This is a genomic window from Pectobacterium sp. 1950-15, from assembly GCF_037136835.1.
In the GTDB taxonomy this organism is placed as follows: domain Bacteria; phylum Pseudomonadota; class Gammaproteobacteria; order Enterobacterales; family Enterobacteriaceae; genus Pectobacterium.
Genome location: NZ_JBBBQR010000017.1, coordinates 23,655 through 36,382, shown reverse-complemented (window position 1 = coordinate 36,382; position 12,728 = coordinate 23,655). Strand labels below are relative to the sequence as shown.

13 protein-coding genes are annotated in these 12,728 nt (G+C 57.9%); 6 read left to right on the top strand and 7 right to left on the bottom strand.

Annotation, left to right across the window (positions count from 1 at the left end; all coding sequences use genetic code 11):
- The first annotated feature begins 87 nt into the window (after nucleotides 1-87).
- Both WCT94_RS17115 and WCT94_RS17110 read left to right on the top strand, forming a co-directional pair.
- A complete protein-coding gene (locus WCT94_RS17115; RefSeq protein ID WP_336870571.1) occupies nucleotides 88-1,245 on the top strand; it encodes a pyridoxal phosphate-dependent aminotransferase in 1,158 nt (385 codons plus the stop codon).
- Complete coding sequence (locus tag WCT94_RS17110) at nucleotides 1,233-2,000, top strand: amidohydrolase (RefSeq protein WP_336870570.1); 768 nt, start codon at nucleotides 1,233-1,235, stop codon at nucleotides 1,998-2,000. Before WCT94_RS17115 ends, WCT94_RS17110 begins: the two co-directional genes overlap by 13 nt.
- A gap of 21 nt (nucleotides 2,001-2,021) precedes the next feature.
- Here WCT94_RS17110 and hpxK read toward each other — a convergent pair whose 3' ends face one another.
- The 7 genes from hpxK to WCT94_RS17075 form a co-directional block, all read right to left on the bottom strand.
- Nucleotides 2,022-3,284, bottom strand: coding sequence for an allantoate amidohydrolase (gene hpxK, locus WCT94_RS17105; RefSeq protein ID WP_336870568.1), 1,263 nt, complete (start codon nucleotides 3,282-3,284; stop codon nucleotides 2,022-2,024).
- Complete coding sequence (locus WCT94_RS17100) at nucleotides 3,281-4,525, bottom strand: pyridoxal-phosphate-dependent aminotransferase family protein (protein ID WP_336870567.1); 1,245 nt, start codon at nucleotides 4,523-4,525, stop codon at nucleotides 3,281-3,283. The genes hpxK and WCT94_RS17100 overlap by 4 nt, the downstream gene beginning before the upstream one ends.
- 50 nt (nucleotides 4,526-4,575) lie before the next feature.
- Nucleotides 4,576-5,319 carry an amino acid ABC transporter ATP-binding protein gene (locus WCT94_RS17095; RefSeq protein WP_015841457.1) on the bottom strand — a complete coding sequence of 248 codons (744 nt, stop codon included), beginning with the start codon at nucleotides 5,317-5,319 and terminating at the stop codon, nucleotides 4,576-4,578.
- Nucleotides 5,300-5,953, bottom strand: coding sequence for an amino acid ABC transporter permease (locus tag WCT94_RS17090; RefSeq protein WP_155116522.1), 654 nt, complete (start codon nucleotides 5,951-5,953; stop codon nucleotides 5,300-5,302). The genes WCT94_RS17095 and WCT94_RS17090 overlap by 20 nt, the downstream gene beginning before the upstream one ends.
- Complete coding sequence (locus tag WCT94_RS17085; protein WP_319850341.1) at nucleotides 5,953-6,618, bottom strand: amino acid ABC transporter permease; 666 nt, start codon at nucleotides 6,616-6,618, stop codon at nucleotides 5,953-5,955. The genes WCT94_RS17090 and WCT94_RS17085 overlap by 1 nt, the downstream gene beginning before the upstream one ends.
- Nucleotides 6,619-6,630: 12 nt before the next feature.
- Nucleotides 6,631-7,437, bottom strand: coding sequence for a transporter substrate-binding domain-containing protein (locus WCT94_RS17080; RefSeq protein WP_336870565.1), 807 nt, complete (start codon nucleotides 7,435-7,437; stop codon nucleotides 6,631-6,633).
- A gap of 563 nt (nucleotides 7,438-8,000) precedes the next feature.
- The gene (locus tag WCT94_RS17075) at nucleotides 8,001-8,840 is read right to left on the bottom strand and encodes a MurR/RpiR family transcriptional regulator (protein ID WP_336870563.1); all 840 of its coding nucleotides are present in this window, start codon (nucleotides 8,838-8,840) and stop codon (nucleotides 8,001-8,003) included.
- 197 nt (nucleotides 8,841-9,037) lie between these two features.
- Between WCT94_RS17075 and WCT94_RS17070 the strand changes: the two genes are divergently transcribed.
- The 4 genes from WCT94_RS17070 to hpxZ are packed head-to-tail and all read left to right on the top strand — an operon-like array spanning nucleotide 9,038 to nucleotide 12,659.
- Nucleotides 9,038-10,642 carry a gamma-glutamyltransferase family protein gene (locus tag WCT94_RS17070; protein ID WP_336870561.1) on the top strand — a complete coding sequence of 535 codons (1,605 nt, stop codon included), beginning with the start codon at nucleotides 9,038-9,040 and terminating at the stop codon, nucleotides 10,640-10,642.
- 27 nt (nucleotides 10,643-10,669) lie between these two features.
- Entirely contained in the window at nucleotides 10,670-10,861 is a 192-nt protein-coding gene (hpxX, locus tag WCT94_RS17065) for an oxalurate catabolism protein HpxX (RefSeq protein WP_180786463.1), read from the top strand.
- The gene (locus WCT94_RS17060) at nucleotides 10,858-12,264 is read left to right on the top strand and encodes an AtzE family amidohydrolase (RefSeq protein WP_336870560.1); all 1,407 of its coding nucleotides are present in this window, start codon (nucleotides 10,858-10,860) and stop codon (nucleotides 12,262-12,264) included. The genes hpxX and WCT94_RS17060 overlap by 4 nt, the downstream gene beginning before the upstream one ends.
- A gap of 11 nt (nucleotides 12,265-12,275) precedes the next feature.
- Nucleotides 12,276-12,659 (top strand): oxalurate catabolism protein HpxZ, encoded by a 384-nt coding sequence (gene hpxZ / locus WCT94_RS17055; RefSeq protein WP_336870559.1) that lies wholly within the window; start codon nucleotides 12,276-12,278, stop codon nucleotides 12,657-12,659.
- Nucleotides 12,660-12,728 lie beyond the last annotated feature (69 nt).

The following is a 12,728-nucleotide window of genomic DNA, read 5'->3' as shown; positions in this document are numbered from 1 at the left end:
GTTTAAACGTCCAAGCGTCTTGATTGCCAAATACTAACAGCATGTTATATTACGAGGCAATACAGGCTTGCAGGAGTCCTACCCGCTATGAGCGCCGCGTTAATCCCCGACAGTAAACTGCCTTCGCTGGGCACCACCATCTTTACTCAGATGAGTGCGCTGGCCCAACAGCATCAGGCCATCAATCTATCACAAGGTTTCCCTGATTTTGACGGCCCGGACTATTTACAGCAGCGACTGGCGTATCACGTCAGTCAGGGTGCCAACCAATATGCGCCGATGACCGGTGTCGCGCCGCTGCGTCAGGCGATTGCTGAAAAAACAGAAGCGCTGTACGGCTGGCGGCCGGATGCCGATAGTGAAGTCACCGTCACGGCAGGGGCGACCGAAGCGCTGTTTGCCGCTATTGCGGCGCTGGTGCGCCCCGGCGACGAAGTCATTTGTTTCGATCCCAGCTATGACAGCTATGCGCCTGCCGTTACGCTGGCTGGCGGCGTACTCAAACGCATCGCCTTGCAGCCGCCCGCGTTTCGCGTGGACTGGTCGCATTTTGCTGACCTGCTGAGCGATCGTACTCGTTTGGTCATCCTGAATACCCCACACAATCCGTCTGCTACCGTCTGGCAGAAGGCAGATTTCGAACAGCTGTGGCAGGCGATTGCCGCGCGTAACATCTTTGTGCTGAGCGATGAAGTCTACGAGCACATCTGTTTCGACAGCGAAGGGCACGCCAGCGTGCTGGCACACCCGTCGCTGCGCCAACGCGCCATCGCCGTCTCATCGTTTGGTAAAACGTTCCATATGACCGGCTGGAAAGTCGGCTACTGCGTCGCCCCCGCGGTATTAAGTGCGGAAGTGCGTAAAGTTCACCAGTATCTGACGTTCTCCGTGAACACGCCCGCCCAGTTTGCTATTGCCGATATGCTGCGTGAACAACCGCAACACTGGCGTGAACTGCCCGATTTTTACCGTGCCAAGCGCGATCGCTTCATCAATGCACTGGCGAACAGCCGTTTCGAGATTTTGCCTTGCGAAGGCACCTACTTCCTGCTGGCGGACTATCGGGCGATTTCCGCTCTGGACGACGTCAGCTTCTGCCGCTGGCTGACCGAACACGTTGGCGTTGCCGCCATTCCGCTGTCCGTCTTTTGCGCCGATCCGTTCCCACATACGTTGATTCGACTATGCTTTGCTAAACAGGAAGCAACGTTGGATGCCGCTGCGGAGCGTTTATGTCGACTTTAAAGATTTCATTACTGCAACAGCCGCTGGTCTGGCGCGATGGGGAAGCCAATCTGCGCCATTTCGATACCTTATTGGCAGAGATGAGCGGACGCGATGTGATTGTGCTGCCGGAGATGTTCACCACCGGCTTTGCGATGGAAGCCGCCAAAGGCAGTCTGGATCAATCGGTTGTAGAAGCGTGGCTGCACCAGTGGGCGCAGAAGACGAACGCCCTGATCGGCGGTAGCGTCGCGGTGAACACGCCAAAAGGCGCAGTGAACCGTTTTCTGCTGGTCGATCCGCACGGTGAGGTGCATCGCTACGACAAACGCCACCTGTTTCGCATGGCGGACGAACACCACCATTATCAGGCAGGCACGGAACGCGTCACCCTTGAGTGGCGCGGCTGGCGTATCTGTCCGATGATCTGCTACGACCTGCGTTTCCCGGTATGGTCGCGCAATCGGCAGGACTACGATCTGGCGCTGTATGTCGCCAACTGGCCTGCGCCTCGCGCAGCACACTGGCAGACGCTGTTAGCAGCGCGCGCCATTGAGAATCAGGCCTACGTTGCAGGCTGTAACCGCGTTGGCACCGACGGCAACGGTCACAGCTACCGTGGCGATAGCCTGATTATTAATGCACAGGGGGAAATCCTGGCTTCTGCCGCCCCCAACCAGCCTGCCCGTCTGGACGCGGAACTGTCGCTGGAAGCGCTGCAAAGCTATCGGGAATCCTTCCCCGCCTGGCGCGACGCCGATCGTTTTACGCTGTAGCTGTCATTGCTGTAGCTGTCGTTACTGTGCAGAGGCGTGGTAGAACACCGCCTGATAAAATGCCTGTAGCGCCAGCGCCACATCCGCGGTGGTCACAGATTCGTCAGGGTGGTGGCTGATGCCGCCACGACAGCGAACAAACAGCATCGCTACCGGCCAGCGTTCGGCGATGGCAATCGCATCGTGTCCCGCGCCGCTTGGCAGCATCAGCGTTTTCCCCTGCACCTGCGTCACCGCCTCGTTTAATATCGACTGCAAGGTGGGATCGCAGCGGGTTGCCGCAATACGGTAATACTCTTCGGCACTAAACTGGCAGCCGCGCTGGTGCGCGATGTCCTGCCCTAGCGTCAGGAGTTTCTCTAACAGCGCATCCAGCGGTGCATCCTCCGGTCCGCGAATATCCAGCGTCATCTTCACTTCACCGGGAATGACGTTCGCCGCGCCCGGCAAACACTGCAACGTACCAAACGTGGCGACCAGATGGGGATCGCTTTCACGCGTAGTCCGCTCAGCCTGCGCCATCCAGTCCGCCGCCGCCGCCAGCGCATCCTGCCGTTGCGTCATCGGTACGGTGCCCGCATGTCCCGCCAACCCAAGGAACGTGCAATTGAGCCGCCGCGCCCCGTTGATCGCCGTGACCACGCCCAGCGCCAGATCCTGCTGTTCCAGACACGGTCCCTGTTCGATATGCAATTCCAGATAGGCAGCGATGTCGCTGACCGGACGCGTGGCCAGCGCCACCTCAAGTGGATCCAGCCCCGCAATGGTCAGCGCCTGCGCTACACTGGTGCCTTCGGCATCCTGACACTCCAGCCAGCTCTCCGGCCAGGTGCCTGTTAGCCCTCGACTACCGAGCAGCGTAATACCAAAGCGTGTCCCCTCCTCATCGCCGAAGCCGATAATTTCCAACGCCACGGGCAAACGCGTACCCTGCTGATGAAATGCGCGCACCACTTCAATCGCCGTCAATACGCCCAACATCCCGTCATAGCGTCCGGCATTGCGCACCGTGTCCAGATGCGAACCGAGCAACAGCGCGGGTGCATCCGGCGTTAATCCTTCATAGCGACCGCAAATGTTGCCAACGCTATCCTGCCAGACACTCATCCCCGCCTCGCGCATCCATTCCCCCACCCGCGCATTGGCGCGCAGGTGCTCCAGCGACAGATAAACGCGAGTCAACTGGCCGGGCGTTTCGCTGATTTCTGCCAGCGCATCGCAACGCGACATAATCTGCTCAGCGGCAACGCGTGCCGCAGCGGGCGACATCAACCTTTCACTCATGCACGTCCCTCGTCCGTCACGTAACAATTCCAGGCAGCCTGCAACGCTTCACCCTGCACCGTGCGGAAACCCAGCCGATTTAATACGGCCTCCAGCGCTGTCAGCGTTTGCATCACACAGTCTTTACGCGCGTTGTAGCCCATCGTGCCAATGCGCCAGATCTTGCCCTGAAGCGGGCCAAACGAGGTGCCGATCTCAATGGCGAAATCTTCCAGCAATAACTTACGCACCTGCTCACCGTGCACACCGTCAGGAATGACCACGCCCAGTACGTTATTCATTTTGTGAGGCAACGAACCAAAGGTTTCCAGCCCCATCCCCTGAATCCCCGCCACCAGCGCATTACCGTGCAACGCATGGCGGGCAATGCTGCGATCCAGGCCTTCTTCGAGGATCGTTCGGGCACATTCACGGGCGGCAAACAGCATGCTCGTCGCCTCGGTGTGGTGGTTCAGACGCTCCGGCCCCCAGTAATCCATCACCATGCCCAGATCGAAATAGTTGGAATAGATCATCTCGTCATCGCCATCCTGATGCGCGTCCGTTCGGATCCCCTGCTCTACGCATTTACGACGGCGGATCACCGTTTCCATCTGCGGGCTGAGCGTGATCGGTGAGCTGCCAGACGGCCCGCCGAGACACTTCTGTAATCCGGCGGAAACCGCATCCAGTCCCCATTTGTCCGTTTCCAACGGGTTCCCGCCAAAAGACGCCGTCGCATCGGTATAGAACAGTACGTCGTGACGGCGGCAAATCTCGCCCAACGCTTCCAGCGGTTGCAGCATGGTGGTGGAGGTGTCGCCCTGTACCGTCAGCAGCAGGCGTGGACGTACCGCCTTGATCGCGTCTTCGATTTGGTCAGGCGAGAACACCTCGCCCCACGGTACTTCAATGGTATGAACCTCGGCACGACAGCGGCGGGCAATCTCACACAGTAGATGACCAAAACGACCAAATACCGGCACCAGCACCTTGTCGCCAGGCCGGATTGATGACAGCAGAATCGCTTCGATCCCCGCGCGCGAGGTGCCGTCTACCAGCATCGTCCAGCGGTTTTCCGTGCGGAAAAGCTGACGATAGAGCGTCATGACCTGATTCATGTAGTTCGTCATCGCGGGGTCATACTGTCCAACCAGTTGGCTGGCCATTGCCCTTAATACGCGCGGATCGGCGTTGATCGGCCCCGGCCCCATCAGTAAGCGATGAGGTGGATTAATTTGCGCGTACAGTTCGCTGCTCATGGTTATATGCTCCACACTTTTGTTTCGACTTACACATTCGGCAAGCGTCATTACGCTTCTGATAGTCCTCGCACCGAGGCGATAAACTGTTTTAATTCACGGGTCTGCGGGTTAGCGAACAGCGTTTTGCTGTCGCCCTGCTCCCAGACGGTGCCCTGATGCATAAACACCACGCGGTCACCCACTTCACGGGCAAAATTCATTTCATGCGTCACCAGAATCAGCGTCATCCCTTCTGCGGCCAACTGTTCCAGCACTTTCAACACTTCGCCGACTAATTCAGGATCGAGCGCCGAGGTAATTTCATCGCACAGCAAGACTTTCGGGTTCATCGCCAGCGCGCGGGCAATCGCGACGCGCTGCTGCTGGCCGCCCGACAGGTTGGCAGGATAGTAGTGAAGGCGTTCACCCAGTCCGACTTTATTGAGCATCTGTTCACCCAGCTCACGGCATTCCGCCGCGCTTTTCCCCAGTACGCGGCGCGGTGCCAGCATCACGTTTTCCAGCGCCGTCATATGCGGGAACAGATTGAAATTCTGGAACACCATCCCGACCGAGCGGCTGATTTCCCGCGCCTGCGAATCTCGGTCGGTAACCGTCATCCCGCCCAGCTTGATGCTGCCGTCCTGATAGCCTTCCAGACCGTTCATGCAGCGCAGGAGCGTGCTCTTACCGGAGCCGCTGCGCCCAATGATCGAAATGACTTCACCCATTTCGATATCCAGATCCACCCCTTTCAGGACATGGTTCTGGCCGTAATATTTTTGAACCTGATTAATGGTGATGAGCGGCATTGAATTTCTTCTCCAGATAGCGGCTGTAGTAAGAGAGCGGATAGCACATCAGGAAATAGCCCAGCGCCACCAATCCGAACACTTTAAACGGCTGATAGGTCACGTTATTCAGCATGGTTCCCGCTTTGGTCAGCTCGACAAATCCGATGATTGACGCCAGCGCGGTGCCTTTAATGACCTGAACGGAAAACCCCACCGTGGGCGCGATGGCGATACGCATCGCCTGCGGCGCAATCACCCGATAGAGCGTCTGGCCGAAATCCAGACCGAGACAGCGCGAGGCTTCCCACTGCCCTTTCGGCAAGGCTTCCACACTGCCGCACCAGATATCCACCAGAAAGGCGCTGGTAAACAGCGTCAGCGCCAGTGCCGCCGCCGTCCACGGGCTCACATCGATGCCGAACAGCGCCAGCCCGAAAAACGCGAGAAACAGCTGCATCAGCAGCGGCGTCCCCTGAAACAGCTCGGAATACAGATGGACAAAGCGCGTCGGCCATTTGCGCTTGGTCAACCGCAGCAGCATCAGCGGGAACGTCACCAGCGCACCGCCGATGAAGGCCGTCAGCGACAGCAGCAGTGTCCAGCGCGCCGCCAGCAGCAGGTTGCGCACAATATCCCAGTCGGTAAATGCCATTATGACTGACTCCCTAAGAAACGCCGTCCCGCCAGCAGTAAGAGTTGCCGCATCAGGACAGACAGCGCCAGATAACACAGCGTGGTCGCCAGATACACCTCAAAACTCAGAAACGTACGGGACTGAATCAGGTTGGCGGCAAAGGTCAGTTCTTCATAAGACACCTGCGACACCACCGACGACCCCAGCATGACGATGATGCACTGGCTAACCAGCGCCGGATAAATCCGCTGGAGTGCGGGCGGCAGAATCACACGCAAAAAGGTCTGCACACGCGTCAGCCCCAGCACACGGGCGGCTTCCCACTGGCCTTTCGGCGTCACCTGAATCCCCGCGCGGATGATCTCGGTACTGTACGCTCCCAGGTTAATCAGCATCGCCAACAGCGCGGCCTGCCCAGCGGTGAGTTTCCAGCCCAGACTCGGCAAACCGAAAACGATGAAGAACAGCTGCACCACAAACGGCGTATTGCGGATCAGCTCGACGTAGATTCCCCACAGCCGACTCAGCAGGGTGGGTTTACCGCTGCGCAAGGCCGCCCCGCAGATACCGATAGCAATACCGCCGAGGGTGGCCATGACCGTCAGCTCAATGGTGACCCACAACCCCGCCAGCAGCTCAGGCCAGAACGGAAACAGCGCGGAAAAATTAAGCTGATAGGTCATGGCATGCTCCCGTTAAGCCTTGATGCTGGCCGGCAGCGGCGCTTTCAGCCATTTTTCCGACAGGGTATTGAGCGTATTGTCTTTCAGCGCCTGCTCAATTAACGCATCGACTTTCGCTTTCAGCGCGGGTTCATCCTTTTTCAGACCGATGTAGCACGGCGAATCTTTCAGCATAAATTTAGCCACCGGTGCTTTCGTCGGGTTCTGCTCGGCGATAGCCGCGACAACCAGGTTGCCGGTGGCGACATACTCCACCTGCCCAGACAGGTACGCCGACAGCGTGGTGTTGTTGTCTTCGTAGCGCTTAATCTGCGCGGCCTTCGGCGCGATATCCGTCAGCACCATGTCTTCTACCGCACCGCGCGTAACGCCGATGCTTTTGCCTTCCAGCGCGTCTGACGATGTCAGCGAGCTGTCTTTCGGCCCAAATACGCCGAGGAAAAACGGCGCATAAGCGCGGCTGAAATCGATCACTTTTTCACGCTCGGCGTTTTTACCCAGGCTGGAGATCACCAGGTCAACTTTGTTGGTTTGCAGGTAAGGCACGCGGTTGGCGCTGGTTACCGGAACCAGCTGCAACTTTAGTTTCATCTCTTTCGCCAGATAGCGGGCGATATCGATGTCATATCCCTGCGGTTGCAGATCCGTCCCTACCGATCCAAACGGTGGGAAATCCTGCGGCACAGCGACACGCAGCACACCGCGCTTCTCGATATCCTGCAACTGATCGGCCATCGCGCTACCGGCCTGAACCAGTAACATTGCCGCGCCCATCACCGCCAGTAACCCTTTTTTGATGCCCAGTTTATTGATCAACATCGTCTCTGCCCCCGGTTAGTGTAATTGAAACGAAAGATTCTTTAAAAACAAATACTGAAACTATCGTTACAAATATTAAGCAAGGAGCATGCCAGATTACGTGGTTACCCTTGACGATAAGGAACAACGTAGAAGGTCAGAGAATCGTGCTGAAATATGGCATAGCTGTGGATATGGGTATAGGTATGCGATATCGGTGAAAAATTTCGGGCGTGATTGTAGAAAGATAATTTATGCAACTCATGCACCACGCCCGACGTAGGGCTGCTCAATCGCCGCAGCCCTACGAACCCTGGCTTTCGGCGTGAATTATGCCGCTACGCGGTACATTCGAAACGCGTGTCATCCTGTCGAACCGCCTGTGACGCGCTCCCGGCGCGGCACAGGCTTTCGCAGCGTCCATGCTGCTCATTCGGGATGCCCCACATTTCTCATCATAATTTTTTACGCCTATGAACAGATAACAGCAGGAATAGTTAGTGCTCGTATAAAATAAGAAACAGAAGACAAACCCAACCTAAAAACGCATCATTAAGGTGCGAAAGCACCAAGTTAACGCCCCATTAGCGTTGTTCAAGCTCATCCAGTTCACTATAAAGATCCGCGATCTGGTGGATGCGCTGGCGTCCGTCACGCAGCATTTCATGCAGTAGCGCGTTACTGATGACGTTCACCAAACTCATGGCGGATGAATAGCTGTCAAACGCCGAGACGCTGTCCAGCGGAACGCACAATGACCAGGTTGCCAGCGACATCAGCGCACTGGCCTGCGGTTCACACAGCAGCAGCACGGGCACGCCACGTTTTTGCAGTTGCGCCAGCAGCGGCTGAATCAGGCGCGGACGGCGGCGAAAGGCCACCACAATCACGACATCCTGCGCCGTGAGATCAACCAATTCTTCGGAGAGCGTCTGCCCCGGCTGCGCCAGCAGCGTGACCTGTTGGCGAATCTGGAGCAGTTGTTGGCGCAGGTGTAGCGCCACCGGATAGCTATTGCGTAGCCCAATCAGGCACAGGCGCTGCCCCTGCATCAACGCCTGAATCACCGCGCCAAACTGCACAGGGTCAATCTGGTTTATCCACTGCGTCAGGTTCGCCATTTCCTGTTTGTAGTGCCGCGCCAGCAGCGTATTGCCCTGCACGGCATCGCGATTATCCGCCAGCGGCATCCCGCTCTGGCGCAGCGTTCTGAGCTCATCGCGCATGTCGCGGTAGCTGGGGTAACCCAATCGTTTGAACAACCGGCTGACGGTCGCCTTGGAAACACCGCTCAACCGCGCCAGCTCGGCGCTGTTGTAGCTAATCAGATCGTCAAAGTGATCAAAGATGAAATCCGCGACGCGCTGTTCCTGCGGGGAAAGTTCGCCGTAGCGATCCCGTAATCGTTCATCTATTTGCATCATCGTCTCTCACCCATTGCGCTTGCTGTAACGTTTGTTTCATGTCGCAGAACATAGCACAAGATTGTCGGGATGATACAGATACCCCTTCCGGTCCTGCAGACGGACTTTCCACAGCAGTAAAAAACTGGAACGCCGTTTGCTTAAAGCTAAGGTTAATAACACTCACCCTACATAACATTTAAAAAAGGAATTCCGGCATGATGCAAAGCAATACCGCCCCGTTGGGCATGGCGGTGGCCCCTCATCATTTAGCCAGTGCCAGCGCCTTAGCCATTCTGCGTGAAGGCGGGAACGCCATTGAAGCCATGGTCGCCGCGGCAGCAACCATTGCCGTGGTGTACCCGCACATGAATGGAATCGGCGGCGACGGTTTCTGGCTGATTGTTCCACCGCACGGCGACCCTGTCGCCATTGATGCCAGCGGTGCCGCCGGGTCGCTGGCCTGTCGTGAATACTATCAGGGCGACAGCCACATTCCGCATCGCGGCCCTAAAGCAGCGCTGACCGTCGCGGGCACCGTAGGCGGCTGGCAGGAAGCGCTGGCGTACTCACAAGAGTTGGCCTATTCACAAGAAACAGACAGCCCCCCGATGCCGCTGGCCCGCCTGTTATCTGACGCGATCCGCTATGCGGCGGACGGTATTCCCGTCACGCAATCGCAGGAAGACGCGCTTACCCAGCGCTATCACGAACTGAGCGATTTCGCTGCCTTTAGCCAGCTCTTTATGCCGCAGGGGAATGTCCCGCGCGCAGGCAGCCGTTTCACGCAGCCGGATCTAGCCGATACCCTGACGACACTCAGCATTGAAGGGCTGGACAGTTTTTATCGCGGCTCCGTCGCCGCCCGGCTATCGAAACAGATGGCGCTGATCGGTATGCCGCTGACGGCTGACGATCTGGCGAATTACCGCGCCAAACGGACAGCACCGCTGGTGCTCAAGCACAGCAAGGGCGACATCTATAACCTCGCACCGCCGACGCAAGGTCTGGTGTCGCTCGCCATTCTCGGCCTGACCGATCGTCTGGAAATGGAAGATCTGAACGATAGCCAGACAATTCACCGCATTGTCGAGTCAACCAAGCTGGCGTTTGGCCTGCGCGACCGCTTTATTACCGACCCTCGTCTGATGACACAGGATGTGCAGGCGCTGCTGGAAAGCGATGCGCTCGGCGCGCTGGCGCGTCAGGTCGATACTCGCAAAGCCTTACCGTGGGGAGAAGGAAAAGGCCCCGGCGACACCGTCTGGATGGGCGTTTGCGACAGCAGTGGCCTGTGCGTTTCTTTCATTCAAAGTATCTACCATGAGTTTGGTAGCGGCGTCGTATTACCGGGAACCGGCGTGCTCTGGCAGAACCGCGGTGCCTCGTTCAGCCTCGATCCCGAGCACCTGCTGGCGTTAGAACCGGGTAAGCAGCCTTTTCATACGTTAAATCCCGCCGCCGCGCGCCTGTCCGACGGACGGACGATGGTCTACGGATCGATGGGCGGTGATGGGCAACCGCAGACGCAGGCGGCGCTCTTCATCCGCCACGTCCAGCAAGGCATGCCGCTGCAACAGGCGATTACCGCTCCGCGCTGGCTGCTGGGCAGAACCTGGGGACAGGCCTCCGATACGCTAAAGATCGAAGATCGCTTTAAGCCCGCCACGGTGGATGCCCTGCGTCAGTTAGGTCACGACGTCGAGCTGCTGGGCAGTTTTAGTGAAACGGTCGGCCACGCCGGTGCCATTGTGCGACACACCAACGGCATGCTGGAAGGGGCGTTCGATCCACGCAGCAACGGCAGCGCGGCAGGTTTCTAGTTTTTTATTTAACCGGGAGAAAACAGGATGACGATGATCGAACACGATGCGCTGGCAGCCTATCTGCAACAGATGGAAACGCTACTGGCGCTGCAACTCAGTCAGGAGCGGCGTCAGGAGCTGCTTGTGCAGTTCAGCCGTATTCATACTATGGCGCAGCCGCTGATGGCTTTTCCTCTTGATGAGCATCAGGAGATTGCCGGGGTGTATACGTTATGAGTTTATACGCCAGAAGCGCGTCCTCATCGCTCTCGATCCGGCAAATACAACAAGGTTTGCAGGTTGGCACGTTCTCTGCGAGAGAACTGGCACAGCAGACGCTGGACGCGATTGAGCAAGCCAATCCCACCATCAATGCCTACACCCATGTCACCGGCGAACGCATGCTGGCAGAGGCTGAATGTATCGACACGCGCCGCCAACGTGGAGAAACGTTACCGCCGCTGGCCGGTGTGCCTTACGCCGTCAAGAACCTGTTTGATGTCAGCGGTGAAACCACGCTGGCAGGTGCCGAGCTTTTCAGCCAGCGCCCACCCGCTACGCAGGATGCTTTTGCCATCCGCCAACTTGCCAACCAGGGGGCACTGCTGTCCGGCATGTTGAATATGGACGCCTATGCCTATGGCTTTACCACCGAAAACAGCCATTACGGCCCCACGCGTAACCCGCTCGACACACAGCGCATCGCTGGCGGATCGTCTGGCGGGTCGGCAGCGGCGGTCGCGGCCGGACTGGTTAACTTCACACTCGGCAGCGACACCAACGGCTCGATCCGCGTGCCGTCGTCGCTGTGCGGTATTTTCGGGCTGAAGCCGACGTTTGGCCGTTTATCACGCCACGGTAGCCACCCGTTTGTCGCCAGCCTCGATCACATCGGCCCGCTGGCGCGGCGTGCGGACGATCTGGCATTAGTGTTCGATGCATTACAAGGTCGCGATGAGCACGATCGTTTTCAGGCTAATCAGGAAACGCGGCATACCGCAGCACAGTTGGAAATCGGCAGCGAGGGATTGCGCTACGCGGTGCTGGATGGCTATTTCTCTACCTGGGCCAGCGAGGAAGCCAACGCCGCCGTGCGCCAGATCGCACGGGCGCTGGGCGCACAGGAGAGCCTGACGCTAACCGATGCCGCACTGGCACGCAGCGCTGCCTTTATTCTGTCAGCCAGCGAAGGCGGGAACCAGTATCTGCCTGACTTGCGTACTCAGCCCGAGCGCTTCGAGCCCCTGTCGCGTGAGCGGCTACTGGCTGGCGCGATGATCCCCGCCGCCTGGTATGTGCAGGCACAGCGCTTCCGTAACTATTTCCGCCAACAGACACTGGCGTTGTTTGAACATACTGACCTGCTGATCGCCCCTGCAACCCCCTGCTCCGCCACGCTCATCGGGCAGGAAACCCTGCGTATTAATGATACCGACCTGCCCGTGCGCGCCAGTATGGGCATGCTGACACAGCCGATCTCTTTCGTCGGGCTGCCCGTCGTAACGGTGCCGGTGGCGACCGCCAACGGCTTACCGATAGGCGTGCAGATTATTGCCGCACCGTGGCGCGAGGACCTCTGCTTGCGGACGGCGTGGGCGCTTGAGCAGCAGAACATAACTTATACCCGTCATACTTCATGAGGAAAGAAAATATGTTGCCTGACGATATTAACCAGCCGGATGTGTTGGCCGACGTGACCGACGCGTTCTATCGCTACGAGAAAGCCCTAACGGGAAATGACATTGCGGTGCTGGATGAGCTGTTCTGGCACGATGAAAAAACGGTGCGCTACGGCGCGGGAGAAAACCTGTACGGGATCGAGGAAATCCGTGCTTTTCGCCTCGCTCGCCCTTCAGCCGGTCTGGACAGAACGCTGCGTAATACGGTCATCACCACTTACGGCCACGATATGGCCGTCGCCAGTACGGAGTTCACCCGCGCAGGCAGTACGAAGATCGGCCGCCAAATGCAGACCTGGGTAAAAATGCCGGAAGGCTGGCGCATTGTCGCCGCCCACGTCAGCCTGATGAGTTAGTAACAATGAAGAAAACAAGCGCAATATCTATGCGCTTGTTTCAGTTCCCACTAATCTACTTATCCGCCA

Excerpts from the sequence above, each read along its gene's own strand:
- WCT94_RS17115 (WP_336870571.1), top strand. The coding sequence starts at position 88 with ATGAGCGCCGCGTTAATCCCCGACAGTAAACTGCCTTCGCTGGGCACC.
- WCT94_RS17110 (WP_336870570.1), top strand. The coding sequence starts at position 1,233 with ATGTCGACTTTAAAGATTTCATTACTGCAACAGCCGCTGGTCTGGCGC.
- hpxK (WP_336870568.1), bottom strand. The coding sequence starts at position 3,284 with ATGAGTGAAAGGTTGATGTCGCCCGCTGCGGCACGCGTTGCCGCTGAG.
- WCT94_RS17100 (WP_336870567.1), bottom strand. The coding sequence starts at position 4,525 with ATGAGCAGCGAACTGTACGCGCAAATTAATCCACCTCATCGCTTACTG.
- WCT94_RS17095 (WP_015841457.1), bottom strand. The coding sequence starts at position 5,319 with ATGCCGCTCATCACCATTAATCAGGTTCAAAAATATTACGGCCAGAAC.
- WCT94_RS17090 (WP_155116522.1), bottom strand. The coding sequence starts at position 5,953 with ATGGCATTTACCGACTGGGATATTGTGCGCAACCTGCTGCTGGCGGCG.
- WCT94_RS17085 (WP_319850341.1), bottom strand. The coding sequence starts at position 6,618 with ATGACCTATCAGCTTAATTTTTCCGCGCTGTTTCCGTTCTGGCCTGAG.
- WCT94_RS17080 (WP_336870565.1), bottom strand. The coding sequence starts at position 7,437 with ATGTTGATCAATAAACTGGGCATCAAAAAAGGGTTACTGGCGGTGATG.
- WCT94_RS17075 (WP_336870563.1), bottom strand. The coding sequence starts at position 8,840 with ATGATGCAAATAGATGAACGATTACGGGATCGCTACGGCGAACTTTCC.
- WCT94_RS17070 (WP_336870561.1), top strand. The coding sequence starts at position 9,038 with ATGATGCAAAGCAATACCGCCCCGTTGGGCATGGCGGTGGCCCCTCAT.
- hpxX (WP_180786463.1), top strand. The coding sequence starts at position 10,670 with ATGACGATGATCGAACACGATGCGCTGGCAGCCTATCTGCAACAGATG.
- WCT94_RS17060 (WP_336870560.1), top strand. The coding sequence starts at position 10,858 with ATGAGTTTATACGCCAGAAGCGCGTCCTCATCGCTCTCGATCCGGCAA.
- hpxZ (WP_336870559.1), top strand. The coding sequence starts at position 12,276 with ATGTTGCCTGACGATATTAACCAGCCGGATGTGTTGGCCGACGTGACC.